The sequence below is a fragment of the Streptomyces sp. NPDC014006 genome (genome assembly GCF_043088925.1).
In the GTDB taxonomy this organism is placed as follows: domain Bacteria; phylum Actinomycetota; class Actinomycetes; order Streptomycetales; family Streptomycetaceae; genus Streptomyces.
This window is the reverse complement of the sequence record NZ_JBICAJ010000013.1, coordinates 244,075-267,728: the sequence shown is the minus strand read 5'-3', so window position 1 is coordinate 267,728 and position 23,654 is coordinate 244,075. Positions and strand designations below refer to the sequence as shown.

General features: G+C 72.7%; 22 protein-coding genes and 1 pseudogene. 12 read left to right on the top strand and 11 right to left on the bottom strand.

The window, feature by feature from the left end:
• Window positions 1–141 precede the first annotated feature (141 nt).
• Window positions 142–327, top strand: a pseudogene (locus ACF1GV_RS35345) (MBL fold metallo-hydrolase); the annotation flags it as partial.
• A gap of 185 nt (window positions 328–512) precedes the next feature.
• Here ACF1GV_RS35345 and ACF1GV_RS35340 read toward each other — a convergent pair.
• Entirely contained in the window at window positions 513–1,931 is a 1,419-nt protein-coding gene (locus ACF1GV_RS35340; RefSeq protein ID WP_391689314.1) for a HEAT repeat domain-containing protein, read from the bottom strand.
• A 324-nt stretch (window positions 1,932–2,255) separates the two neighbouring features.
• Complete coding sequence (locus tag ACF1GV_RS35335) at window positions 2,256–2,648, bottom strand: ankyrin repeat domain-containing protein (RefSeq protein ID WP_363265110.1); 393 nt, start codon at window positions 2,646–2,648, stop codon at window positions 2,256–2,258.
• Window positions 2,649–2,986: 338 nt separating this feature from the next.
• Between ACF1GV_RS35335 and ACF1GV_RS35330 the strand changes: the two genes are divergently transcribed.
• Complete coding sequence (locus ACF1GV_RS35330; protein WP_363265109.1) at window positions 2,987–3,181, top strand: hypothetical protein; 195 nt, start codon at window positions 2,987–2,989, stop codon at window positions 3,179–3,181.
• A 40-nt stretch (window positions 3,182–3,221) separates the two neighbouring features.
• Window positions 3,222–4,817, top strand: coding sequence for a hypothetical protein (locus tag ACF1GV_RS35325; protein WP_391689309.1), 1,596 nt, complete (start codon window positions 3,222–3,224; stop codon window positions 4,815–4,817).
• A gap of 66 nt (window positions 4,818–4,883) precedes the next feature.
• Here ACF1GV_RS35325 and ACF1GV_RS35320 read toward each other — a convergent pair whose 3' ends face one another.
• Window positions 4,884–6,389 (bottom strand): PLP-dependent aminotransferase family protein, encoded by a 1,506-nt coding sequence (locus ACF1GV_RS35320; RefSeq protein WP_391689306.1) that lies wholly within the window; start codon window positions 6,387–6,389, stop codon window positions 4,884–4,886.
• A gap of 101 nt (window positions 6,390–6,490) precedes the next feature.
• Between ACF1GV_RS35320 and ACF1GV_RS35315 the strand changes: the two genes are divergently transcribed.
• From ACF1GV_RS35315 to ACF1GV_RS35300, 4 genes are all read left to right on the top strand, one after another.
• Window positions 6,491–7,144, top strand: a complete 654-nt coding sequence (locus ACF1GV_RS35315) for a YitT family protein (protein ID WP_391689304.1) — start codon at window positions 6,491–6,493, stop codon at window positions 7,142–7,144.
• Complete coding sequence (locus ACF1GV_RS35310) at window positions 7,141–7,908, top strand: glycerophosphodiester phosphodiesterase (RefSeq protein WP_391689301.1); 768 nt, start codon at window positions 7,141–7,143, stop codon at window positions 7,906–7,908. The genes ACF1GV_RS35315 and ACF1GV_RS35310 overlap by 4 nt, the downstream gene beginning before the upstream one ends.
• A gap of 59 nt (window positions 7,909–7,967) precedes the next feature.
• A complete protein-coding gene (locus tag ACF1GV_RS35305; RefSeq protein ID WP_391689298.1) occupies window positions 7,968–9,314 on the top strand; it encodes an MFS transporter in 1,347 nt (448 codons plus the stop codon).
• Between the two features lie 278 nt (window positions 9,315–9,592).
• Window positions 9,593–9,967, top strand: coding sequence for an RNA polymerase-binding protein RbpA (locus tag ACF1GV_RS35300; protein ID WP_010357981.1), 375 nt, complete (start codon window positions 9,593–9,595; stop codon window positions 9,965–9,967).
• A gap of 120 nt (window positions 9,968–10,087) precedes the next feature.
• On the opposite strand, the gene fxsA is transcribed toward ACF1GV_RS35300, so the two are convergent.
• The 4 genes from fxsA to ACF1GV_RS35280 all read right to left on the bottom strand — a co-directional run bounded on the left by fxsA (window position 10,088) and on the right by ACF1GV_RS35280 (window position 14,171).
• Window positions 10,088–10,654, bottom strand: a complete 567-nt coding sequence (gene fxsA, locus ACF1GV_RS35295; protein WP_391689295.1) for an FxsA family membrane protein — start codon at window positions 10,652–10,654, stop codon at window positions 10,088–10,090.
• A 46-nt stretch (window positions 10,655–10,700) separates the two neighbouring features.
• Entirely contained in the window at window positions 10,701–11,543 is an 843-nt protein-coding gene (locus ACF1GV_RS35290; protein ID WP_391689292.1) for a polyprenol monophosphomannose synthase, read from the bottom strand.
• A 537-nt stretch (window positions 11,544–12,080) separates the two neighbouring features.
• A complete protein-coding gene (locus tag ACF1GV_RS35285) occupies window positions 12,081–13,682 on the bottom strand; it encodes an amidohydrolase (RefSeq protein WP_391689290.1) in 1,602 nt (533 codons plus the stop codon).
• 48 nt (window positions 13,683–13,730) lie between these two features.
• The gene (locus tag ACF1GV_RS35280) at window positions 13,731–14,171 is read right to left on the bottom strand and encodes an Lrp/AsnC family transcriptional regulator (RefSeq protein ID WP_006136660.1); all 441 of its coding nucleotides are present in this window, start codon (window positions 14,169–14,171) and stop codon (window positions 13,731–13,733) included.
• A 269-nt stretch (window positions 14,172–14,440) separates the two neighbouring features.
• On the opposite strand from ACF1GV_RS35280, the gene ACF1GV_RS35275 reads away from it, so the two are divergent.
• Window positions 14,441–14,878 (top strand): hypothetical protein, encoded by a 438-nt coding sequence (locus tag ACF1GV_RS35275; protein WP_391689287.1) that lies wholly within the window; start codon window positions 14,441–14,443, stop codon window positions 14,876–14,878.
• Between the two features lie 245 nt (window positions 14,879–15,123).
• Window positions 15,124–15,369, top strand: coding sequence for a hypothetical protein (locus tag ACF1GV_RS35270; RefSeq protein WP_391689284.1), 246 nt, complete (start codon window positions 15,124–15,126; stop codon window positions 15,367–15,369).
• Between the two features lie 372 nt (window positions 15,370–15,741).
• On the opposite strand, the gene ACF1GV_RS35265 is transcribed toward ACF1GV_RS35270, so the two are convergent.
• The 4 genes from ACF1GV_RS35265 to ACF1GV_RS35250 all read right to left on the bottom strand — a co-directional run bounded on the left by ACF1GV_RS35265 (window position 15,742) and on the right by ACF1GV_RS35250 (window position 19,584).
• Complete coding sequence (locus ACF1GV_RS35265; protein ID WP_391689281.1) at window positions 15,742–16,914, bottom strand: acyl-CoA dehydrogenase family protein; 1,173 nt, start codon at window positions 16,912–16,914, stop codon at window positions 15,742–15,744.
• 247 nt (window positions 16,915–17,161) lie between these two features.
• Window positions 17,162–17,824 carry a TetR/AcrR family transcriptional regulator gene (locus ACF1GV_RS35260; RefSeq protein WP_391689279.1) on the bottom strand — a complete coding sequence of 221 codons (663 nt, stop codon included), beginning with the start codon at window positions 17,822–17,824 and terminating at the stop codon, window positions 17,162–17,164.
• Window positions 17,825–17,933: 109 nt separating this feature from the next.
• On the bottom strand, window positions 17,934–18,074 hold the full coding sequence (locus ACF1GV_RS35255) for an SCO1431 family membrane protein (protein WP_363265095.1): 141 nt from the start codon (window positions 18,072–18,074) through the stop codon (window positions 17,934–17,936).
• 151 nt (window positions 18,075–18,225) lie between these two features.
• Window positions 18,226–19,584 carry a peptidase C39 family protein gene (locus tag ACF1GV_RS35250; RefSeq protein WP_391689276.1) on the bottom strand — a complete coding sequence of 453 codons (1,359 nt, stop codon included), beginning with the start codon at window positions 19,582–19,584 and terminating at the stop codon, window positions 18,226–18,228.
• A gap of 205 nt (window positions 19,585–19,789) precedes the next feature.
• Here ACF1GV_RS35250 and ACF1GV_RS35245 point away from each other — a divergent pair, with 205 nt between their 5' ends.
• The 3 genes from ACF1GV_RS35245 to ACF1GV_RS35235 all read left to right on the top strand — a co-directional run bounded on the left by ACF1GV_RS35245 (window position 19,790) and on the right by ACF1GV_RS35235 (window position 23,339).
• The gene (locus ACF1GV_RS35245) at window positions 19,790–20,422 is read left to right on the top strand and encodes a uridine kinase (protein ID WP_391689273.1); all 633 of its coding nucleotides are present in this window, start codon (window positions 19,790–19,792) and stop codon (window positions 20,420–20,422) included.
• 402 nt (window positions 20,423–20,824) lie between these two features.
• The gene (locus ACF1GV_RS35240; protein WP_391689270.1) at window positions 20,825–22,687 is read left to right on the top strand and encodes an AAA family ATPase; all 1,863 of its coding nucleotides are present in this window, start codon (window positions 20,825–20,827) and stop codon (window positions 22,685–22,687) included.
• A 121-nt stretch (window positions 22,688–22,808) separates the two neighbouring features.
• The gene (locus tag ACF1GV_RS35235; RefSeq protein ID WP_391689267.1) at window positions 22,809–23,339 is read left to right on the top strand and encodes a GNAT family N-acetyltransferase; all 531 of its coding nucleotides are present in this window, start codon (window positions 22,809–22,811) and stop codon (window positions 23,337–23,339) included.
• The last annotated feature ends 315 nt before the right edge of the window (window positions 23,340–23,654 follow it).

Below are 23,654 nucleotides of genomic sequence, written 5' to 3'. Positions count from 1 at the left end.
GGTAGAAGGCCGCATCGGCCGGTCGCGAACTCCCGTCGGCAGCGGGCGGCGTCGGCCGACTCCGGCCCCCGCCGGTAGCGGGTCGCTTCGGCCGGCCGCGAACTCCGGTGCGGCCGGCCGGGCGGTCGGCAGGGTGGTCCCATGCGACTCACCAAGTCCGCTCACGCGTGTGTGCGGTTGGAGAAGGATGCCCGGGCGATCGTCGTCGATCCGGGTGTGCTGACCGAGGAGCCCGAGAGGTGCGAGGGGGCCGAAGCCGTGCTGGTCACCCACGAGCACTTCGACCACTTCGATGCGGACCGCCCGCGCGCACGCGCCGCGTCGGGCAGGATCACAGCGCCAGGACGGCGGCCCCCGACGGTCTCACCGTGCCCGGACAGCGACCCGCGTCCGGCGGCCTCCCACACCCGCAACGGCGGCCCGTGCCGGATCTCCGCATGCCGGACGGACAGCGGTCCGCATCGGGACCGTGCGACCCCGGACGGGCTCCCCGCCCTCCCCGTCTCCCGGTGTCACACCGCCGACGCGTCCGGCCCGATCCGGCTCCGTACCGCCATCTGGACCTCGTCCTCCTCCGCCGGGTCCGCGGCCAGCCGGCGCAGTCGCTCCACCACGCGCGCGTCGCCGGTCTCGGCGTGCCGGGCGGCGATCTCGCGGGTGGTCTCCTCGCAGTCCCACAGGCACTCGACGGCGAAGCCGGTGGCGAAGGAGGGGTCGGTGGCCGCCAGCGCGCGGGCGCAGCGGCCGCGCAGATGCGAGGAGGCGGTCTCCCGGTAGACGTGCCGCAGGACGGGTGCGGCGCAGGCGATGCCGAGGCGTCCGGCGCCGTCGACGAGGGTCCACAGGGTGGGCGCGTCGCAGCCCTCGCCGCGTACGGCCTCACGCAGGACGCCGAGGACGAGGTCGCTGTCCTGGGCGCCGCCCCGGCAGGCGAGGACGCGTCCGGCAGCGCCGCCCAGCGCGTCGGGCCGGCGGGCCCAGCCGCGGGCCCGATCGACCGCGGCGACGCTGCGCATGCGTTCGAAGGCGTCGACGGCGGCCTCGACGACGGGCGCGGTGCCGCCCGCGACGGCTGCCTCGATCAGGTCGAGGACGTGGGGGTCGTTGCTGTCGGCGAGGTAGCGCAGAGCGGTGCACCGGGCTCCCTCGGTGCCGTCCAGCGCGGCCCGTACGATCTCCGGCCGGTCCTCGGGACCCGCTACGGCGGCGAGGCAGCGGGCGGCCGGGACATGGAGCGCGGCGCCGCGTTCGACGCCCTGCTGGGCCCATTCGAGGACCGCGGCGACACTCCACCCGGGCCGCGGGCCGGCCGGGCGCATCTGCCGCTGCCAGCGGTCGAAGCAGCCGGTCTCGTGGGCGGCACGTACGCGTGCCGCGATGTCGGCACGCGGGTCCTCGGCCCACAGCCGCCACGGCCGGGGTTCGAAGGCGTCGCGCACGACGGCGGCCAGCGCGGCCTCACCCTCGGCATCGGTGGTGAAGCGGGCGAGGACGGGCACGGCGAGGGCGCGCAGCCCGGCGTCGTCGTCACGCAGGGCGAGTTCGTCGAGCGCCCAGGCCCAGTTGGAGCCGGTGGCCGCGTAGCGGCGCAGCAACTCCAGGGCGTCGCGCCGGCCGTAGGAGGCGAGGTGGCCGAGCACGGCAAGGGAGAGTCCGGTGCGGGACTCGTCGGTGTGGAAGACGTCCTCGACGTCGAAGAGGTGGGCCTCGATCTCGTCCAGCTCGCCGCCCAGGTCGAGGAAGAGACGGGCGTAGTAAAGGGAGCGGTTCTCCACCTGCCAGTCGTGGCGGGGGTCGCGCAGGACACACTGGTTCAGCGCCGCGAGGGCCTCGGCGCGGGGGGCGGTGAGCGCGTGCAGTGTTCCGTCGCCGCGGCCCCGCTGGAGCAGGCCGAGCAGCGTACCGCTGGGCGCTATGACCGGATCGAACATGGGAAACAGCCTCACATCAAGCGTCGACGCAACCGGGGACGTGCATTACCTGGCCGCGTGACAACACGTCGGGGCGCCCGCCGTTTCCTGCTTGCTGTAGACCATTTCTCTCTGCCTCTCGTCGGTGGCCCATGCGGGCCGCATCACGGCCCGCGCGGTGCGGCACTACCTGCCCGGCCATCACGTCCGTGAATCACGACGTCATGATGACCCGGCGGTTCTGCCCACCGCGACCGAAATTTCCGGCGGCCTGTTACCGCCTCCCCCGTGGTCGGTGTCCTATCTGGTCAAAACCCTTGTTCCCGCTGATCAAAGCGGGTGTGTTCAGGCCGCGCCGAACAGCTCGAGCAGCTCGGCCTTGCCGAACATGCGTGCCGTGTCGACGGCCGACGGGGTGCCCGCGGCCGGGTCGGCGCCGCCCTCCAGGAGGGCCCTGATGACGGCTTCCTCACCCTTGAAGACGGCGCCGGCGAGCGGGGTCTGACCGCGGTCGTTGGCGCGGTCGGCCTCGGCGCCGCGGGTCAGCAGCGCACGGACGGTGTCGGCGTGGCCGTGGTAGGCGGCGAGCATCACCAGGGTGTCGCCGCGGTCGTTGGTGAGGTTGGCCGGTACGCCCGCGTCGACATAGGCCACGAGCGGCTCCGTCTGCCCCTGCCGGGCCAGATCGAAGATCTTGGTCGCCAGCTCCACGACCTCGGGGTCGGGGGCTTCAGTCATCGGCCGGACCGCCTCTCACTGCGTTCTTGGGGACTGCTGTTGCCGGGCGCCGCCTCCGCGGCCGCGGGAGCGGCGTACGACCGCGAGCGGTGCGGCCGTACGAGTGAATCGCCAGGGTACTGGCTCGTCGGTCACCTGTCGGGCGCCGCAAACGGCAAAAGATCACCGACAGGCCTGTTCAACGCCAATTGTCCTGCTCGGACAGCGCAGCCGACGGTCCGCCGAGCGGGGGAAATCATGGGAATTTCCCCCGTTTGCACCTTTAATCGTATAGATACATCCTGTGAGCCTGGAAGTACTCATGGTGACTGTCCCCACCGAACACCAGGAGAGCTCAAATGATCCTGTCCATCTCAGGCGTCGTCCTGCTCGGCATCGTCGTGTTCGTCTTCTTCCGCAAGGACGGCCTCAAGGCGTCGCACGCCCTGATCTCGGCGCTGTTCGGCTTCTACCTGGCCAGTACGGCGATCGCGCCGAGCATCAAGGCCGGCGGCGAGAGCCTGGCCAGTCTCCTCGGCGGCATCAGGTTCTGACGCCGTCCTCCCCACCCGTACGCACCGCAAGGAGGCAGCAGTGGCCCGGCGCCCCCTCCCCCGCATCCTCAGCACAGGCAGCGCGCAGATCGCCCGGAGCCGGGAGCTGGCCCGGACGGCGGCGGACAGCGCCACCGACGTCCTCCATCCGCTGATCACGATCACCCGCGGTCTGCGCCGACTGGCCTCGGCCGGGCGGCGCAGGTGGGCCGAGACCCCGAAGGACAAGCGCGGCCAGCTGCTGTTCATGGTGGCCGCGGTGATCCTGGCCGTGGCCCTGGTTCCGTACGGCCTGCTGCTCGCCGTCATCACCCTGATGGCGGCGGCAGCCTGGCAGGGCCGTGACCGCACGCCCCCGGAGCCCGAGGGCCCGGACGAGTCGCAGACGCAACGGCTGAAAGCGCTGTACGAGGCCCTCGTGCCGTACTTCTCCACCGCCGAGGACCCGGCGCCGCTGTACGCGCACGGCGGTGAGTGGGAGAAGGCCTTCCCGGCGCACGAGTTCGACGGCTCCGGCCGGATCACCCACCTTCAGATCCGCTACCCGGCGTACTTCCCGGACGGCCGGGCCGAGGCACGCGCGCGTGTCGAGCAGCTGCTCACCGCGAAGTCGGGCCGCGGGCGCGAGTACCGCTTCGCGTGGGACGAGGAGGGCAACGAGCTCACGGTGAGCGTGCTGGCGCCGCTGCCCACGGACATCGCCGCGCAGCGGTTCGTCACCACACCGGGCGAGACGGTCCTCGGCTTCACGGACTCCCTCCAGGTCCAGCGGACCCTCCCGCTCTCCTTCGGTGACGAGCAGCGCGACATGCCGCCCGTCGTCTGGCGCACCGGCATCCGCTCCACCGAGCCGCACCTGCTGGTCATGGGCCAGCCCGGCAGCGGCACCTCGACCCTGCTGCGCTCGATCGCGCTCCAGGCCCTCCCCTACGGCGACGTCCTGATCGTCGACGGCGGAGGCACCGGCGAGTACGCCTGCCTGACCGGCCGGGACGGTGTGCTGGCCGTGGAGTGCGGGCTGGGCGGGGCGCTGGCCAGCCTGGAGTGGGCGGCCACCGAGACCGAGCGCCGGCTGATCGCCGCCAACCGGGCCCGCCAGGAGGGGCACCCGCCGCCGGACGACACCCGGCGCCCGCTGTGGGTCCTGCTCGACCGGCCGACCGCGTTCGCGCCGCTGGCCGCCGCCGACGGCCGCAAGGACCCGGAGGCGCTGCTCCAGGCACCGCTGCGGCACGGCCGCGCGGCGAACGTCACCGTGGTGATCGCCGAGCAGTTCGACAGCCTGGACGCGCTGAGCGATCCGGTACGGCAGCACACGCGCGCGCGTGTCGCACTGGGCCCGGCGACGCCGGCCCAGCTGGAGGCCGTCCTGGGCGCGCCGCCGTGCACCACTCCCCTCGCCCACGTCCCGCCCGGCCGGGGCTACGCCCGCCTGGGCAGCGGCCCGGTGCACCGGCTGCAGGTGCCGGCGACCCCCGACCCGTACGACGACGCGACCAGTGAAGCGCACCGGCAGGCCGTACTTGACCTCCTGCCGCCGCGTACGACCCCCGCGGACGGTGAGAAGGTTCCCATGGACAAGGACGTCCCGGAGGAGCCGCTCACCACGGAGGCCGCGGTCGTGGAACAGGCGTAACCCCGGGGCATCGCCTGCCGGAGGCGCCGCACGCCACGCACGCGTGCGGCGCCTCCGTCCGCGCGCTCACGCCACGAAGGTGCGCGGTGCCTCCGCGCCCCCCGCCCCGCCGCTGGCCACCAGCCGCGCCGCCGACGCGAGCCGTGCCGCCGCCTCGTCGGCGACCGCGCCGCCGACGGTGAACGGCAGGCGGACGAACCCTTCGAATGCCCCGTCGACACCGAAGCGCGGCCCCGACGGCACCCGTACGCCGACCCGCTCGCCCGCCTCGGCGAGCCGCGACCCGGACAGTCCCCCGGCACGCACCCACAGCGTGAGGCCACCTTGCGGCACCTCGAACTCCCAGTCCGGCAGCTCCCGGCGCACCGCGGCGACCAGGGCGTCCCGGTTCTCCCTGGCCTGGGCGCGCCGCAACCGCACGGCCTCCTCCCAGCCGCCGGTGCTGAACAGCCAGTTCACCGCCAGCTGCTCCAGCACGGGGGTGCCCAGGTCGGCGTACGCGCGGGCGGCGACCAGGCTGCGGATCACATCGGGGGCGGCCCGCACCCAGCCGATGCGCATCCCCGCCCAGAAGGCCTTGCTGGCCGAGCCGACGGTGACGACGGTCGAGCCGGCGGGGTCGAAGCCGCACACCGGCCGCGGCATGGTGCCCTCGAGGTCGTCCTCGAGCCACAGCTCGGTCATCGTCTCGTCGGCCACCAGCACGGTCCCCGCCGAGCGGGCCGCCTCCACCAGCCGCCGCCGCTGCTCCTCGTCGGCGAGCGCGCCGGTGGGGTTGTGGAAGTCGGCGACGACATAGGCGATGCGGGGCGCGGCCTCGCGCAGCACCTGACGCCAGCGGTCCACGTCCCAGCCGGACAGCCCCTCGGCCATCGCGACCGGCACCAGCCGCGCCCCCGCCTCCCGCATCAGCTGCAGGATGTTGGCGTAGGACGGTGACTCGACGGCGATGCGCTCGCCGCGGCCGCCGAAGAGATGGCAGATGGCGTCGATGGCGCCCATCGCACCGGTCGTCACCATGATCTGCTCGGGCATCGTCGGAATGCCGCGTGCGGTGTACCGCTCGGCGATCATCGCCCGCAGCGCGGGCAGTCCGGCCGGGTAGTCGCCGTGCGTGTGGGCGTACGGCGCCAGCTCCTCCAGGGCGCCCTGCACGGCCCGGGTCAGCCACGGTTCGGGCGCGGGCAGCGCGGCGCAGCCGAGGTCGATCATCGAGCCGAGCGCCTCGGGCGGCAGCGGCTCCAGACCGCGGGCGGGGAGCGGATTGCCGGCCGGGACGGCGGTCCAGCTGCCGGCGCCGCGCCGGGACTCCAGGAAGCCCTCGGTGCGCAGTGCCTCGTAGGCCGCCGCCACCGTCGTACGGCTGACGGACAGGGCGAGGGCCAGCTCGCGTTCGGCGGGCAGGCGGGCGGCCACCGGGACGCGGCCTTCCAGGACCAGCAGGCGGATACCGTCGGCGAGCGCGCGGTAGGCGGGGGGCCGGCGCGTACCGGGGCCCGCGGGACGGTCCTGCTGCGACTTGAGCAGCCGGGCGAGCTGTGCCGCGCCCACCGCAGAGGTCCACTGGGCCATACAGATCAGTCCACCTTCCCCGAATTGGCCATGGATGGCTCTTCTTCTCAAGCCACAGAGTGTCATGCGTCAGGCCACTCACACCACCCAGGGGGACCCCAGTGTCCACACCACGCCGGCTGACCCGGCGGCTGATCCAGCTCTACGCCGGCCTCGCCCTCTACGGGGCCAGCTCCGCGCTCCTCGTCCGCTGCGGGCTCGGTCTCGAGCCGTGGAACGTCCTGCACCAGGGCCTTGCCGAGCGCACGGGCCTGTCGATCGGCGTGGTGCTGACCATCGTCGGCGCGACGGTGCTGCTGCTGTGGATCCCGCTGCGTCAGCGGCCCGGCCTCGGGACGATCTCGAACGTTCTGGTGATCGGCCTGGCGATGGACGCCTCGCTGGCGGTGCTGCCCGATGCCCGTGGCCTCGCGGCGCGCATCGCGCTGCTGGTGACCGGGATCGTCCTCAACGGCGCGGCGACCGGTCTGTACATCGCGGCGCGGTTCGGGCCGGGGCCGCGCGACGGGCTGATGACGGGTCTGCACCGGCGGCTGGGTCTGTCGATCCGCGTGGTGCGCACGGGCATCGAGGTCTCGGTCGTGCTCACCGGCTTCCTGCTGGGCGGCACCGTCGGCGTCGGCACCCTCCTGTACGCGGTGTCCATCGGCCCGCTCGCCCAGTTCTTCCTGCGGGTGTTCGACGTTGCGCAGGCACCGCAGGGCAGCACGGTCGTTGCCACGGGGTCACCCACTCGGGCGATACTGCGTCCGTGACGACGTCCATACGCCACCCGTATCTCGACCATCCGGGCCCGCTGGCCTTCGCGCACCGCGGCGGCGCGGCCGACGGCCTGGAGAACACCATGGCCCAGTTCCGGCGGGCGGTGGAGGCCGGCTACCGGTACATCGAGACCGACGTGCACGCCACCAAGGACGGCCGGCTCGTCGCCTTCCACGACGCCACGCTGGACCGGGTCACGGACGGTGCGGGCCGGATCGCCGACCTGCCGTGGACGCAGGTGCGGCACGCGCGCGTGCAGGGCACCGAACCGGTGCCGCTCTTCGAGGACCTGCTGGAGGCTTTCCCCGAGGTGCGCTGGAACGTCGACGTGAAGGCGGAGGCGGCGCTGCACCCGTTCCTGAACCTGATCGGTCGGACGAACACCTGGGACCGGATCTGCCTGGGATCGTTCTCCGAGGCCCGCGTGGTGCGCGCCCAGCATCTGGCGGGCCCGAAGCTCGCCACCTCCTACGGCACCCGGGGCGTGCTCAACCTGCGGCTGCGCTCCTGGGGCGTACCCGCCGCGCTGCGCCGCTCGGCGGTGGCCGCGCAGGTACCGGAGGTGCAGTCGGGGATCCAGGTGGTGGACCGGCGCTTCGTCCGCTTCGCCCACGCCCACGGGCTGCAGGTGCACGTGTGGACGGTCAACGAACCCGAGCGCATGCACCGGCTCCTGGACCTGGGGGTCGATGGCATCATGACCGATCACATCGACACACTGCGCAAGGTCATGGAAGAACGCGGCGTCTGGGTCTGACCCGACCGGCGCCCGGCCGGCCGGCGCGCGGCACCTTCAGCGGGGAAGCGAGGGCACGGGTGGGCATCGACACCGTGCGCACGGCGGGGGCGGACGAGACCGCGGACCGCAGGCGCGAGCAGCGCGGCTGGTATTTCTACGACTGGGCGTGCTCCGTCTACTCGACGAGCGTGCTCACCGTGTTCCTGGGCCCGTATCTGACCTCGGTCGCGAAGTCGGCCGCGGACGCGGACGGGTACGTCCATCCGCTGGGCGTCCCGGTCCGGGCCGGCTCCTTCTTCGCCTACGCGGTGTCCCTGTCGGTGATCGCGGCGGTCCTGGTGATGCCGCTGGTCGGGGCCGCCGCGGACCGCACCGGCCGCAAGAAGCCGCTGCTGGCCGCGGCCGCGTACGTGGGAGCCGCAGCGACGACGGGGATGTTCTTCCTCTCCGGCGACCGCTATCTGCTCGGCGGTGTGCTGCTGGTGGTGGCGAACGCGGCGCAGTCCGTCGGGATGATGCTGTACAACTCCTACCTGCCGCAGATCGCCGGGCCCGAGGAACGCGACGCGGTCTCCTCCCGGGGCTGGGCCTTCGGATACGCGGCCGGCTCTCTGGTGCTGATCGCCAACCTGGTCCTCTACTCCGGCCACGACAGCTTCGGCGTCTCGCAGACCATGGCCGTGCGGATCTGTCTGGCCTCGGCCGGGCTGTGGTGGGGCGCGTTCACACTGATCCCGCTCGCGCGGCTGCGCGACCGCCGCTCGGCGCAGCGCGAGGCCGCCCTGCCGGGGATGCGGCAGCTCGCGGCGACGGTCCGCGACATGCGCCGCCACCCGCTGACCGTGGCCTTCCTGCTCGCCTACCTCGTCTACAACGACGGCATCCAGACGGTGATCTCGCAGGCGTCGGTGTACGGCTCGGAGGAACTGGGCCTGGACCAGTCCACGCTGATCACGGCCGTGCTGCTGGTGCAGGTGCTCGCGGTCGCGGGCGCGCTGGCGATGGGCCGGCTGGCCCGGACCTACGGGGCGAAGCGCACGATCCTCGGCTCGCTGATCGCCTGGACGCTCACCCTCGGCGCGGGGTACTTCCTGCCGGCCAAGGCGCCCCTGTTCTTCTTCGTGCTGGCGGCCGGGATCGGCCTGGTCCTCGGGGGCAGCCAGGCTCTGTCCCGCTCCCTGTTCTCCCACCTGGTGCCCCCGGGCAAGGAGGCCGAATACTTCTCGGCGTACGAGCTGAGCGACCGCGGGATGAGCTGGCTGGGCCCGCTGCTGTTCGGTGTCACCTACCAGCTGACCGGCAGCTACCGGTCCGCGATCATCTCGCTGGTGGCGTTCTTCGCGATCGGTTTCGTGCTCCTCGCGCGCGTGCCGGTGCGGCGGGCGATCGGTGACGCGGGCAACCCCGTTCCCGAGAGGATTTAGCACTCTGGGTGAAAGGGCGGTAGTGTACGCGTTTGGCCTGCCAGGCGTACCGTTACTGCGCGTCAAAGGCGACGAAGCGCTAGGTGACATCTCCGAGCAGACGTGACAAACCGGGCGTCGGTGGGTACTGCACTGGTTGACAAGGCTGCGGCACGACGGCGACGCATGACCCGGAACGGGACATCGGAACGGGAATCTTATCCGCCGACCGGACGTTGACCGGATGACGACGACAGCGACACCTGTCCTGTGGGCGACAAGCCCGGGAGGCACGATTCATGAGTGAGCGAGCTCTTCGCGGCACGCGCCTCGTGGTGACCAGCTACGAGACGGACCGCGGCATCGACCTGGCCCCGCGCCAGGCCGTGGAGTACGCATGCGAGAAGGGGCATCGATTCGAGATGCCCTTCTCGGTCGAGGCGGAGATCCCGCCGGAGTGGGAGTGCAAGGTCTGTGGAGCCCAGGCACTCCTCGTGGATGGCGACGGCCCTGAGGAAAAGAAGGCCAAGCCCGCGCGTACGCATTGGGACATGCTGATGGAGCGGCGGACCCGAGAGGAACTCGAAGAGGTCCTCGAGGAGCGGCTCGCCGTTCTGCGCTCCGGTGCGATGAACCTCGCGGTTCATCCCCGGGACAGCCGCAAGTCCGCTTAGTCCCTGCGGGGCTCGGACCGGTTCACAGCGCACATTACTGACCGCGGGCGCCGTACGTTTCGACGTACGGCGCCCGCGGTCTGTTGTGCGTGCGCGCCCGCGCAGGGGCTGCCCCAGGGCTCAGTGCGTCAGCGGCGGGCGGCGTTCCTGCGGCGTGTCGCCCGGCTCGTCGTGCTGGATGACCTCGCCCTGGACGACCTTGCCGTCGGGGCGGTGGATACGGGCCTGCTGGAAGACGTCACCGAAGCCGCCCGTGCCCGCGGCGCGCAGGGTGCGGTCCACGGTGCGCTCGGCGTAGTGGCCGACGGCCTTCTGTACCGGCGGGACCAGCAGAAGCAGGCCCACCGCGTCCGAGATCAGCCCTGGAATCATCAGCAACAGGCCGGCCAGCATGAGAAAGCCGTTGCCGCTGCGCTGCGCCGGGGAGCCGCCCCGCTGCAGGGCCTCGTTGAGGTTCTGGAAGGCGCGCCGCCCCGCCTGCTTGACCACCGCGGCACCGGCCACGACGCCGGCGAGCAGCAGCAGGAGGACCACCAGCCCGCTCGACGCGCCGGCGACGACGGTCAGCAGCCAGATCTCCAGCACCAGCCACGCGGCGATCCCCAGCGGCAGGACGGCGCGCAGCCGCGAGCGGCGGGGCCGGCCGGAGGGGCGGGAGGAGGAAGAGGTCGGAGCGCCAGTCGTCATGTCTCCAGTGTGCCTGGCCCCGGCTCAGCTCCGGATAAGAGCCTGATCAGGCGTTCCCGCCCGCAGGAGGCTCACCCGGCTCACCCGCCGACGGCCTGGCAGGCTTCGCCTTCCCCGTGAGCTTCTCGACGCGCTCCCCCACGCCCCACGCCGTGACCCGCCACAGCGCCTCGACGAGGATGTCGCGGCTCATCTTGGAGTCGCCCAGCTCCCGCTCGACGAAGGTGATCGGCACCTCGACGACGTGGTAGCCGGCCTTGATCGCGCGGCGCGCCAGGTCCACCTGGAAGCAGTAGCCCTGCGAGGCCACCTCGTCCAGGCCCAGCCCTTCCAGGGTCTCGCGGCGGAAGGCCCGGTAGCCGCCGGTGATGTCCCGCAGCGGCAGGTCGAGCGCGAGCCGCGAGTACAGGCTGCCGCCGCGGGAGATGAACTCGCGGGACTTCGGCCAGTTGACCACGCGGCCGCCGGGCACCCAGCGCGAGCCGAGGACCAGGTCGGCGCTCTTGAGCGCGGTGAGCAGGCGGGGCAGTTCCTCGGGCTGGTGGGAGCCGTCGGCGTCCATCTCGACCAGCACGCCGTAGCCGTGCTCCAGCCCCCAGCGGAAGCCCGCCAGGTAGGCGGCGCCGAGGCCCTCCTTGCCCTTGCGGTGCAGCACGTGCACGTGGTCGTCCGCGGCGGCCAGCTCGTCCGCCAGCTTGCCGGTGCCGTCCGGGCTGTTGTCGTCGGCCACGAGAACGTGCGCCTCGGGAACCGCCTGCCGCACCCGGCCGACGATGCTCTTGATGTTCTCCGCCTCGTTGTAGGTCGGAATGATCACCAAGGCCGTGCCGAGCGGACCGAACTTCCTCCCCTGGGCCTTCGCCTCGAAAGTCCCGTCGCCGTCGTTCACTGCTGCCCCTTCATGTCCGTACGCAGAGGACCACCATAGTGGCCGCGGCCTGCGATGACGTGACAGGACGTTCGTATGGTGGTGTCCAAAGAGGAAACTCGGGGTAGAAGCGAAGGTTTCGGGGCCGTCGGCACGCGCGCGTGCGGCGGATGGGGGCCCGGCGCCCTTCGGGCCGACCTGGGACCCGCTGGCTGCGGATCGACCCAAAGCCGTTGTCTACTGAGCGCCCGGGCCCCACCCGGGTCACACCTCCCCGGTGCGGCCAGAACGTTCCCTCGCCGGCGCCGCGCTGAGCCTGGCTCCCAGTGGCGGTGCCCCCGATCCGGGTGCACCGTCCCTGACCCAGCGGCGCTGCGGCACGTGCGTGAACGTTTCCCGCTCCGGGCGTCCGGTGGTGGACTCCGCCGAACCTATCGGCCCCGGGGCGCCGCCTGTCAACAGCCGTTCGACCTGCGGTGACGGCGTCAAAGCGCAGGTCAGCCCACGACAGACCGGCGGTGAGGCGATGGCTGCGGTCCGCCGCCCGGCCGCCGTAGATCACTCGCCCGGCCGTACGTACACCGTGCGGCCGCCGACCACCGTCCGCAGGCAGACGGGCAGGTCACGGCCCGGCGTGAGGTCGGGCAGACCGGGGGTGCCCGAGCGCGGGTCGGTGGACCAGCGGGCGACGCGGTCGTCGGGGGCCTGGACGACGAGCGCGCCGGTGCGCCACACGGCGTAGTCGGCGGGTGCGCCCGGCACCAGGACGCCCGCGTCGTCGCGTCCGATCGCCCGCCAGCCGCCGCGCGTATGGGCGGTGAAGGCGGCGCGGACGGAGACGCGGTGCTCCGGAGTGCGGTGGAAGGCGGCGGCGCGGACCGTGCCCCACGGGTCCAGCGGCGTGACCGGGCTGTCCGAGCCGAAGGCCAGCGGGACGCCGGTGCGCAGCAGCGCGGCGAAGGGGTTCAGCGTGCGGGCCCGCTCGGCGCCCAGGCGCCGGGCGTACATACCGTCCTCGCCGCCCCACAGCGCGTCGAAGGCCGGCTGCACGGAGGCGGTCAGGCCCAGCTCGGCGAAGGCGGCGATGTTCTCCGGGGTGAGCATCTCGGCGTGCTCGACTCGGTGGCGCGCGGCCCGCACACGGGCCAGGCCGACCTTCTCCGCGGCGACGCGCACGCCCTCGACCACGGCGGTCACCGCGGCGTCGCCGATGGCGTGGAAGCCCGCCTGGAGGCCCGCCTCGGTGCAGGCGACGACATGGGCGGCGACCGCGTCGGTGTCGAGGTAGGCGGTGCCGGTGTGGGCGGCGTCGGCGTACGGCTCGTGCAGGCAGGCGGTGTGCGAGCCGAGGGCGCCGTCGACGAAGAGGTCCCCGGCGGCGCCGAGCGCCCCCAGCTCCCGTGCCTTGGCGACGTCCACCTCCGCCCAGTAGCCGACGACCCGCGGGCCCGGCTCCTCGGCGGCGAGCCGGAGCAGGCCGGTGAAGTCGTCCTCGGAGGAGATCTCGGGGCCGCCGCACTCGTGGACGGAGCCGATGCCGAGGGACGCGGCGTGCGCGAGGGCGGCGCGCTGGGCCTCGGCACGCTGCCCGGACGTGATCGCGCCGAGGGCGGTGGCGCGCACGGCGTGGTGGGCGTCGGCGGTCAGCGGACCGTCCACGGCCCCGAGGCCGGGGGTCAGCTCCAGCAGGGCGGTGGTGACGACGGCGGAGTGGACGTCGATGCGCGACAGGTACAGCGGGCGTCCGCCGGTCGCCTCGTCCAGCTCCGCGCGCGTGGGCGGGCGGCCGTCGGCCCAGCGGGCGGCGTCCCAGCCGTGCCCGAGCAGCACCCGGTCGTGCGGCCGGGCGGCCGCGAACTCCCGTACGGCGGTCAGGGCCGCCTGCAGCGAGGGCGCGCCGGACAGGTCCAGGCCGGTGAGCGCCAGGCCGGTGGCGGTGGTGTGCACGTGGGCGTCGGTGAACGCGGGGGTGACCAGGGCGCCGTCGAGGTCGACCACCTCGTCGACGCCGTCCGCGAAGGCGTCGGCCGCGCCCTCGGAACCCACCCAGGCGACCTGGCCGCGCTCGACGACCATGGCGGTGGCGAAGGGGTCGGCGGGGGTGTGGACCTCGCCACGGCGGAGCAGGACGGTCTGCGGCTCGGGGGTGCGCTCACTCATGGGGAACAGTCTCGCGCCTGGCCCGGACCGCTTCGCACCCAGGTGGGGTCAGATGCGCGGCGGCCGTGCCTCGTACGGCGTGGACAGCACCACCGTGGTGCGGGTGGACACGCCGGCCAGCGAGCGGACCCGGGCGAGCAGCTCCTCCAGCTCGTGCGGGGTGGCCACGCGCACCTTCAGGATGTAGTTCTCGTCGCCGGCGACGCTGTGGCAGGCCTCGATCTCGGGGACGCCGGCCAGCCGGTCGGCGATGTCGTCGGGCGCGCTGGGGTCGAACGGTTTGACCGAGATGAACGCGGTCATCGGCAGCCCGACGGCCTCCGGGTCGACGACGGCCGCGTAACCGCGGATGACGCCACGCTGCTCCAGCCGGCGCACGCGCTGGTGCACGGCTGACGTGGACAGGCCCGTGGCCTTGCCCAGGTCGGTGTAGCTCATCCGCCCGTCCTTGACGAGCAGCTGCACGATCTGACGGTCCAGCTCCTCCATGACGCAGAAACCTACAGGGCGGGTGATCTCCTCGGATACCTCCCAAGCCCAGGTCATACCCGGTTCGTGACCTCACGGTCGGCCGTCCGTGCGCCATCCGGGCGGCACACGGCCCGCTCCCGGTCAGCCGCATACGGCATGTGACGAACGCCACACGCTTCGAACGGTTCCCGTGATGGTCTCGTGATTACCCCCCGGAGCGGGCGGGAAGTGCTTGCTGTGGTCGAGGCCGCAGCGCCTTCACGGCCCAGCCCGAGGGGGAGAATCCCATGCAGAGTCTTAAGCGCCCTGGTCGCTCCGTGCCCAAGCGTCAGCAGATCGTCGTCGAGCCCGAGCCGGAGGGCGTCGAACCCGACGCCTTCGACGACGGCGAGGAGTTCGACGCCTACGACACCTTCGAGATGTACCGGGTGATCTGCCCGGACTGCGCGCAGCCCATCGCCCTGCTGGCGGACGAGGAGGTCCTGCCGGAGCACGCGCTGTGCGCCTCGCCGTGGAACCCGTTCGGGCTCACGGTGTGCGCCGGCACGGGTCGCAGGGCGTCCGACGCCCGGCCCGCGGACGAGTCGTTCGCGCCCCAGGAGCAGGACACGGCCCTGCTGTTGACGCTCCCTCAGGGGCTTGACTGGCGGACGCAGCCCTTCTCGCACGTCGGCGGCCCGGGCTCGCGCCCGATGCGCGTCGCGACGATGCGGCGCGCCGCCTGAATTCACCCGTCCCGACCTGCGTCACGGCCGTGAGAGCGCCGTGGCGCTGGTCGGTGTGCGGTGACCCGAGCGGTTGCGGGTCTTCGCCCGGCAGCGGGCACCTACGGCGGCCGTTCGGTCAACGCACATTGGCCGCATGGATGTTGGCGGTCACTCACGTGACCACGATGGACGGCGCCCCGCGCGAACTCACGCCCGATTCCGTAGGCCGGTGACCTGGCGGACCGCCGCCGCGTTGCCCGGGTATGACTCGCACGTACGCGACGACCGGGCATGAGCGGCGCCTCTTCGTGCCGCCACCCGCAGAATCGGTTCCTCTGGCGCCGCCGCAGCATCCGAACCCGCCCATCTACCGCGCCGTGCTGCGCGTGTGGGCGGAGGGCGGCCGCACCCTGCCGGGGCGCCACGACCCGGAATGGGCCAGGCTGGCGGCCCCGCTGGTCCGGCCGGGCCAGTTCGGCGGCTCCCGCGGCCCGGGCGACCCGGGCTGAGCCGGCGACGGGGGCAGAGGGAGCCGGGCTCAGCGGGGCTCGCCGAGCCGGCGCGCAGGGGCCATGCGGCCTCGCCGAGCCAGGGCTCAGCAGGCCCATCGGTCTCACCGAGCCCGAACCGGCGGGCCCGCGGCTTTCAGTGAACCCCGGCGCGGTGGGCCACGCGGCCTGCACCGACCCCTGGCACCGGAGGGCACGCGGACACCGTCCCCCGGCACGGGAGGCGACCGGGCAAGACCGAACCGGGTCCCGCCAGGGCACGCGGCCTTTACCCGAACCCGAACCGGGACCCGGCAGGCAACGCGGCGTTCACCGGACCCGACCACGGACCCGGTCCCGCCCGACCACGTGGCCGCCCCGTCGACCCGGCGCTCAGCGGGTTTCGGGCCCCGCGACGTGACGGGCGATGACCATGCGCTGGATCTGGTTCGTGCCCTCGACGATCTGCAGGACCTTGGCCTCCCGCATGAACCGCTCGGCCGGGAAGTCGGCCGTGTAGCCGTAGCCGCCGAGGATCTGGACGGCGTCGGTGGTGACCTTCATCGCCGTGTCGGTGCAGTGCAGCTTGGCCATGGCCGCCTGCTTGGCGAACGGCCGGCCGGCGTCCTTCAGCCGAGCCGCGGTCAGGTACAGCGCCCGGCCCGCCTCGATCTGGGTCGCCATGTCGGCGAGCATGAAGCGCAGGCCCTGGAAGTCGGCGATCGGCTTGCCGAACTGCCGTCGCTCGGTCGCATAGGTCACCGCCTCGTCGAGCGCCGCCTGGGCCACGCCGATGGCGCAGGCCGCGATGCCGAGCCGGCCGGAGTCCAGGGCCGACAGGGCGATGGTGAAGCCCTGGCCCTCCTCGCCGATGCGCCGGTCGTCGCCGACACGGACGCCGTCGAAGTGGACCTGGGCGGTGGGCGAGCCCTTCATGCCCATCTTCTTCTCGGGCGCCGCGGCGCTCAGCCCCTCGGCGTTCCCCGGAACCAGGAAGGCCGTGATCCCTCGCGGGCCCTCCTCGCCGGTGCGGGCCATGACCGTGTAGAAGTCGGCGACCCCGCCGTGCGTGATCCAGGCCTTGGTGCCGGTGATCACCCAGCCGTCGCCGTCCCGGACGGCCTTGGTACGCAGGGACGCCGCGTCGGACCCGGAGGCCGGCTCGGACAGGCAGTAGGCACCGAGCAGCCCGCCGCCGAGCATCGCGGGCAGGTGCTCGACCTGCTGCTCCTTGCTGCCGAAGGTCGCGAGGGCGTGACAGGAAAGGGTGTGCACGCTGACGCCGAGGCCCACGGTGAGGCGGGCCGCGGCCAGCTCCTCCAGCACCTGGAGGTAGACCTCGTACGGCTGGTCGCCGCCGCCGTACTCGGAGTCGTAGGGCAGGCCGAGCAGTCCTGACTCGGAGAGGAGGGAGAAGACCTCGCGGGGGAAGCGTCCGGCGTCCTCCTCCTCGGCCGCCTTCGGGGCGATCTCGCGCTGCCCTATGTCACGGACGAGCGAGATCAGATCCCGGGCCTCCTCCGTGGGCAGCAGACGGTCCACCGGCTGCGGGGCGCGGTCGGGCATGGCGACGCTCTCCTCCCTGTCGGGCACATCGGCGGACGTGCGCCCGGGGTTGGGGGCGGCTCCGCCGGGTCTTCCTGGTGCCGGTCGGGGCGGGCGTTTCCGGGTCTCGGAACCGTGCTGACCAGCGGCTGTGCGCTGTGAGTATGCCCGATTCAAGGGGTCGCGTCACCAGTTAACGACCGCTTACTTCAAGAAAAATCCGGGACCCTCCCGCGGGGCCGGAAAACGGGGCGCACCGCCGCCGGCGTCAGCCGTCGCAGCGGGCGGGCTGGGGGGCCGGGCAGGCCGGCTCGATCTCCTCGATGGCGCGCAGGGCGCCCCCCAGCGTCCTCACCAGCAGGTCGCGCATCACGTCCCGGGACAGCTCGGGGCGATCGACCCAGTCGAGTGTGGCGCCTTCGACGCCGCACACCCAGGACAGCAGGCCCATGCGGGCCGGCGGGGCCAGGTCGGTGCGGCCGTAGGCGCCCTCGGCGATGGTGAGGATGATCGCCTCGCGCATCGAGTCGCGTATGGCGTGCACCTCGGTGTCGAAGCCGACGCCGCCGCTGACGATGGTGCGGTAGGCGGCCTGGTTCTGCTCGGCGTAGCGCAGATAGCCGTCGATGGTGCGGTGCACCCGGTCCACGGCGGGCAGGTCGGCGCCGCTCGCGGCGAAGGCGACCAGGTCGGCGACCGCGTCCTGGACGATGGCCAGGTAGTAGCCGCGCTTGGACCGGAAGTAGTAGTAGATCAGCCCCTTGGCGACGTGGGCCTGGCGGGCGATGTCGTCCATCGACAGGGCGTCGTAGGAGGTGTCGGCGAACAGCCGGCGCCCGATGGCGATCAGTTCGGCGCGACGCGCCAGCGAGCGCTCCGTGCCGCGGGGTCCCGGAACGGTGGCAGCAGCGGGCTGGTGGCTGAGGTTCAAGGTCGACCCTGGGTTCCTGCGGGCGGCGGACATGCCGCAGTATGGCAGGTCGGGTATGCCTCAGATCACACTCGTCCGAGCCGCGAGAACCCTTGGTGCGACGGTCGGTTCAGAGCAGTCCGAGCTGGGTGACGAGCATCGCGAGCACGACGACGAGCACCCAGCCCATCGCGTGTTCCAGGATCGTGGGGCCGTCGTCGCGGGGGCCGCCGGTGCGGGCGCGGGGGGCGGTGGCCGTGTGTGCGGTCATGGCGTCGTCTCACTGTGGTCGTCCGTGCGGGTTCGTCCCCCGCCGATCGTCCACCATGCCACCGAACGACCGCTTTGTGGCGGAGAGGTTGGTCACAGCATTCGCCGGTACGACGGCCCCCGGGAGGCTCCCCGGGGCCGTCGAGGGCGGCTCAGCGCACGCCCACCGCCGCGAGCGCGGCCCGCTGCCGCGGGGTCGGGCGGGCCGGGAAGTACAGGTAGCAGACGCCTCCGGTGCCGGAGGCGACCTTGCCGGAGGCGTTGTACCGCTTGGTCCGCAGCCAGATGTTCTCGAACTCCCGGCGCAGGTAGACCCGGCGTACCGCCGCGTCGTCAGGCGAGGCCGGGTCGTTGGCGATGACGTCGCCGTCGGCCGTGAAGCCGATGACCGTCATCAGATGCCCCGACGTGCCGTAACCGGCCCCGGTCAGCTCGCTCTTGAGGAAGGACTGGGACGTCATGGCCGGAATGCCGGCCGCGATCAGCGTCTCCAGCTCGGTGAGCGACGCGAGCCGGGTGACCACGCCCTGCAGGTCCGGGAAGGTGGCCGCGTAGGCGGCGTTGAAGGGCCAGTTGCCGCAGCCGGCGTACTGGTAGTCATAGGTGTACCGGGCCGCGTGGCAGACCTGCGGATCGGCGTACGACGGATCGACCCATGCCAGCTGCTCCGGGGAGAGCCGGCCGCCCCAGTACTCGATGATCATCTGCGAGGAGGTGGGACTGCACCAGGCCTCGCCGCCGTTGTCGTACTCCGGGTACTGGCCCTTGTGGATCTCCTGCGAGTAGCGCGGGACGGCCAGTTCGCGGGCGATGGCCGGGCTGGACGCGGGGACCGTGAAACGGTCGGGGATGTCGGAGCCCATGACGCCGAGCCGCCACACCGTCGGCGTGGCCTGCAGCCCCGGGCGGCGGTACAGGGTGAGCCGGAGCCGGTAGGAGGCCAGCCGCAGGCCGGAGGCGGGGTCGTCGATCGAGAAGGTGTCGGTCCAGATGCTGCTCCTGCCGTCCGTCTGGCCGTCGACGGAGGTGCGCCGGATGTCCTGGTCACCGGCCGCCCAGCGGCCCATGACGTACCAGGGTGTGGCGGTGCCGTCGGAGTACGTGCCCTGCAGTTCGGTCTGGATCCAGGTGCCGGCGGGGGTGCGGGCGTTCCAGGAGGCGACGGCCTCGGTGGCCGGGACGGCCGGCCGGTGGACCGGGGAGGTCCAGGTGGCGTACTCCCAGCGGGAGGTGGTGCCGGTGTGCGGGTCGGTGTAGTCGGTGGTTCCGGCCGCCTCGCCGATGACCAGGCCGGGGCGGACGCCCGCGACGGCCCGGGTGCCGCGGTCGGTGCCGCCGCGCCAGTCGGTGTACGTGGTCCAGGACCGGTGGTCGATCGGCCGGCCCGGGATGGCGCGACCGGCGGCGGACGCGCCGCCGGCGGCCAGGACCGGGGCGGCACCACCGGCCACCGCGGCGGTGACCGCGGCGGCCAGCAGGGTTCTGCGGGAAGGCTGTTCGGCTCTGCTCATGGGCGGAAGACCCCCAGGGATGCGAGTCGGGGCAGGCAGGTCCGTGCGGCAGTGGGCCCCACTATGACCGCAGCGGGCGGCACTGGCCAGCACCCGACGGGCATGCCGCGGCACCAATATTGGTCCACACCCCTGGCATGACCTGGGCGGCGGCGGCCGTACACTCTCCCCGCCACCGCCCCAGCCCCCGAACCACCACCGGACGATGCCCGACACCCTGCACCAGCTCGCCGCCCATCTGCGCCGGCTCCCCCCGTCCTGCGGCCCGGTGCGTCTGGTCGGCGTCGACGGACACGCCGGCTCCGGCAAGTCGACGTTCGCCGGCCGGCTGGCGCGGGCCCTGGACGATGCCCCGATACTGCACCTGGACGACATCGCCAGCCACGCGGAACCGTTCGCCTGGACGGACCGGCTGCACCGCCAGGTGATCGAACCGCTCGGCCGGGGCGAGACGGCGCACTACACGCCCTATGACTGGCGCGCCCGGCGCTTCGGCGCGCCGCGGCCGCTCGCACCGGCCCCGCTCGTGCTGATCGAGGGAGTCGGCGCCGGCCGCCGCGTCCTGCGCCCCTACCTCGCGTGCCTGCTGTGGCTGGACCTGCCGCGCGAGGAGGCGTGGGAGCGCGGCAGGCAACGGGACGGAGCGGAGCAGGAGGACTTCTGGAGCGGATGGGTCGAGGCAGAGGAACGGCACTTCACCCAGGACCCCTCCCGGCCTCACGCGCACCTTCTGGTACGTCAGTTGGCCAAGGGATACGAGGTGCTGCCGGGGCCTGGTACGACGGCCGTCAAGGACCATGACATCACGCACAGCGACGGGCCATCTGCGATGTGGTGAACCCGTGAAAACCCTTGCGCGGGAACTTGTCCGAGCGCCTCAACTCCGCTTGACCGGCGGACCGTACAGGACTTACGTTCTCAATGTGCGGCAAACGAAGCCGCCCTTTCGACGCGAAGCCCCTGGTTGTTCCCCCGTGACCGGGGGCTTCGTTCTGCCCTCACACCCGCGCGCGGCCGCAGTGAGGCGCCGTTCACTCACTCTCGGTGACCGGCCCGCGTGCGCCCAGTGTGCTCCCACCTCCCCAAACAGCCGGTGCCATACCCTTCGGCCCACCACCGACCCATGGGTACGATGCCCTCGGTGCGCCCTACGGACGCTGCTTCGCGCACCTGCAACTCCGGTCCGCGGCACAGCGGTTCGAACCAGGCATCGGCGGGGGCACGGTTTGTGGGGGACGTGATGGACTTCGGCACGCAGGGCCCCGAGCCCCCGGCCGACCTCGCCTGGCTGCGAGGCGTGGACGCCTACACCATGGGCGCCTACCCGCAGGCGGAGGAGGAGTTCCGCACCGCGGTGCGGATCGATCCCGGCATGGCCGACGGCTGGCTGGGCCTGCACGCGCTGCGCGTGGACACCACCACCGCCCTGCTGCGCATGTACCGCCACCGGGACCGCTTCGGCGAGCAGCGCACCCGGCACGGCCGTACCCTCAACTCCTGGTACTGGCTGGGCTGGTGGGTGCAGCCCGTCCTGGAAACCCCCCGCGACCTCCTCCTCGCCCACGCCTCGCACTGGCTGGACGGCCGCCACGTCCCCGAACTGGACCGCGCCCTGGCCGGCCTGCCCCCCGTGGACACCGACCCGCAGGTCCGCTTCCTGCACGCCTGCCGCGCCTATCTGGTCAAGGACTGGGAGGAGCTGGTCCGCCACACCGACCCCCTCCTGGACGACCCGCTCCTCGGCATCGAGGCGGGCCTGTTCGGCGGCATGGCGAGAGTGCGCCTGGAGATGTACGGCCAGGCGGAACCGCTCCTGTCGACCGCCCTGATGCGCTGCCGCAGCGAGCAGCCGCAGCGCAAGGAGCTGCGCTACTGGCTGGCCCGCGCCCATGAGGGCACCGGTCGCTCCGCCGCCGCGCTCCCCCTGTACCGGGCCGTGCACCGTGTCGACCCGGCCTTCATGGACACCTCGGCCCGGCTGGCGGCGATCGCCGAGGGCGACGGCTACGACGTCACCACCGACCCGGCCGACCTCGCGGCGGTCACCCTCACCGGGACCGGCCAGGACGGCGCGGACGGCCCCGACGGCCTGGACCCGCTCTTCGGCACCGAGGGCCGCGACCTGAGACTGACCGACCTGGACGTGCCCCCGGTGCCGTCGGCGGTGAACCCGGTGGTGCGCCACAAGACGACCGTGTCGTCGCCCCTGCCGGCCGGCCCGACCGACCCCGCCTTACTGGAGGAGGCGCTCGCCGAGCTGGAGCGCATGGTGGGCCTGGAGCCCGTGAAACGCCAAGTCAAGGCGCTTTCGGCGCAGTTGAACATGGCCCGGTTGCGCGCCGGGCAGGGCCTGCCGGTCCAGCCGCCCAAGCGGCACTTCGTCTTCTCCGGCCCCTCGGGCACCGGCAAGACCACCGTCGCCCGCATCCTCGGCCGCGTGTTCTACGCCCTGGGCCTGCTCGGCGGCGACCACCTGGTGGAGGCGCAGCGGGCGGACCTGGTGGGCGAATACCTCGGCCAGACGGCCGTAAAGGCCAACGAACTGATCGACTCGGCCCTCGGCGGCGTCCTCTTCGTGGACGAGGCCTACTCCCTCTCCAACTCCGGCTACGGCAAGGGCGACGCGTACGGCGACGAGGCGCTCCAGGTCCTGCTGAAGCGGGCGGAGGACAACCGCGACCACCTCGTCGTCATCCTCGCGGGATACCCGGAGGGCATGGACCGCCTGCTCACGGCCAACCCCGGCCTGTCCTCCCGCTTCACCACGCGCGTGGACTTCCCCTCCTACCGGCCCCTCGAACTCACCGAGATCGGCAAGGTCCTCGCCGCGGAGAACGGTGACCTGTGGGACGAGGAGGCCCTCGACGAGCTGCGCTCGATCGCCGGGCACGTGGTCGAACAGGGCTGGATCGACGAACTCGGCAACGGCCGCTTTCTGCGGACGCTGTACGAGAAGAGCTGCGCGTACCGGGATCTACGGCTGTCGGCCTACGCCGCCCCCCTGTCCCGCGACGACCTGGCCACGCTACGCCTCGCGGACCTGATGCAGGCGTACGGCGAGGTCCTCTCGGGCCGCGGCCCCCAGGACCCGTCGGCCCGCTAGCCGCCGCCAGGACGGCCCACGCACCCGGCGCGCCCGGTCCGCGATCGATGGGGGGTGCGGCTCCGACTCGGGGTCGGGATATTCGCTGGTCGCCGTGTGTGATGGTGGTCATACTGCCGCGATGGACCCAGTGACTCTCGAGACCCACCGTCTGGTGCTGCGGGCCTTCACACCTGCCGATGTGGACGCGGTGTACGAAGCCTGCCAGGACGCGGACATCCAGTTCTACACCCCGGTGCCGGTGCCGTACCGGCGTGCGGACGCGGAGGAGCTCGTCGGCGAGAAGCTGCCCACTCAGTGGGCCGAGGACAGGGACTACACCCTCGGCGCCTTCCGCAAGGACACCGGCGCCCTGGTCGGCTCGTACTGCCTGACCCTCGTCAGCCGCGGCGTCTGGGAACTCGGTTACTGGGCGGTCAAGGAGCAGCGCGGACGCGGGTACTCGGTGGAGGCCGCCCGGGCCCTGTGCGACTGGGGCTGGGCCACGCTCGACGTGCACCGCATCGAGTGGTGGGCCATGGCCGGGAACACCGGCTCGCGTGCCGTCGCCGAGAAGCTCGGCTTCACCGTCGAAGGGACGCTGCGCAACCGCGGCATCGCCAACGATGGCAAGCCGCACGACTGGTGGGTGGGCGGACTGCTGAGGCCCTGATGCGGCCGGTGCTCCGCGCACACCCAAACCTCAATCGCGGACCAGGTCGTAAGCCAGATGACGGCCGGCAGCCGCCCGCGCGGGAAGGGGACAGGGTGGGGGGTGTCCGCCCGCAGCGGCCGGCACCGAGACACAGCACCGCCGACGGAAACGGCCGGCCGGACCGAGGTCGGACACCCCCCCACCCCGGCCCCGACCCACAACGCACCGCAGGCGCAACAGCAACCGGCCACCGGACAGCAACGGGCCGCCGCAGGCCTGAAAGGGGCGCGGGGAACGGCGCGAGCAACCACAACGAAACCCGCAGACGACCAC

Bases quoted from the DNA above. Each gene is read 5' to 3' on its own strand.
- ACF1GV_RS35340 (WP_391689314.1), bottom strand. From the start codon at position 1,931: ATGTTCGATCCGGTCATAGCGCCCAGCGGTACGCTGCTCGGCCTGCTC.
- ACF1GV_RS35335 (WP_363265110.1), bottom strand. From the start codon at position 2,648: ATGACTGAAGCCCCCGACCCCGAGGTCGTGGAGCTGGCGACCAAGATC.
- ACF1GV_RS35330 (WP_363265109.1), top strand. From the start codon at position 2,987: ATGATCCTGTCCATCTCAGGCGTCGTCCTGCTCGGCATCGTCGTGTTC.
- ACF1GV_RS35320 (WP_391689306.1), bottom strand. From the start codon at position 6,389: ATGGCCCAGTGGACCTCTGCGGTGGGCGCGGCACAGCTCGCCCGGCTG.
- ACF1GV_RS35300 (WP_010357981.1), top strand. From the start codon at position 9,593: ATGAGTGAGCGAGCTCTTCGCGGCACGCGCCTCGTGGTGACCAGCTAC.
- fxsA (WP_391689295.1), bottom strand. From the start codon at position 10,654: ATGACGACTGGCGCTCCGACCTCTTCCTCCTCCCGCCCCTCCGGCCGG.
- ACF1GV_RS35285 (WP_391689290.1), bottom strand. From the start codon at position 13,682: ATGAGTGAGCGCACCCCCGAGCCGCAGACCGTCCTGCTCCGCCGTGGC.
- ACF1GV_RS35280 (WP_006136660.1), bottom strand. From the start codon at position 14,171: ATGGAGGAGCTGGACCGTCAGATCGTGCAGCTGCTCGTCAAGGACGGG.
- ACF1GV_RS35275 (WP_391689287.1), top strand. From the start codon at position 14,441: ATGCAGAGTCTTAAGCGCCCTGGTCGCTCCGTGCCCAAGCGTCAGCAG.
- ACF1GV_RS35270 (WP_391689284.1), top strand. From the start codon at position 15,124: ATGACTCGCACGTACGCGACGACCGGGCATGAGCGGCGCCTCTTCGTG.
- ACF1GV_RS35265 (WP_391689281.1), bottom strand. From the start codon at position 16,914: ATGCCCGACCGCGCCCCGCAGCCGGTGGACCGTCTGCTGCCCACGGAG.
- ACF1GV_RS35255 (WP_363265095.1), bottom strand. From the start codon at position 18,074: ATGACCGCACACACGGCCACCGCCCCCCGCGCCCGCACCGGCGGCCCC.
- ACF1GV_RS35250 (WP_391689276.1), bottom strand. From the start codon at position 19,584: ATGAGCAGAGCCGAACAGCCTTCCCGCAGAACCCTGCTGGCCGCCGCG.
- ACF1GV_RS35245 (WP_391689273.1), top strand. From the start codon at position 19,790: ATGCCCGACACCCTGCACCAGCTCGCCGCCCATCTGCGCCGGCTCCCC.
- ACF1GV_RS35240 (WP_391689270.1), top strand. From the start codon at position 20,825: ATGGACTTCGGCACGCAGGGCCCCGAGCCCCCGGCCGACCTCGCCTGG.
- ACF1GV_RS35235 (WP_391689267.1), top strand. From the start codon at position 22,809: ATGGACCCAGTGACTCTCGAGACCCACCGTCTGGTGCTGCGGGCCTTC.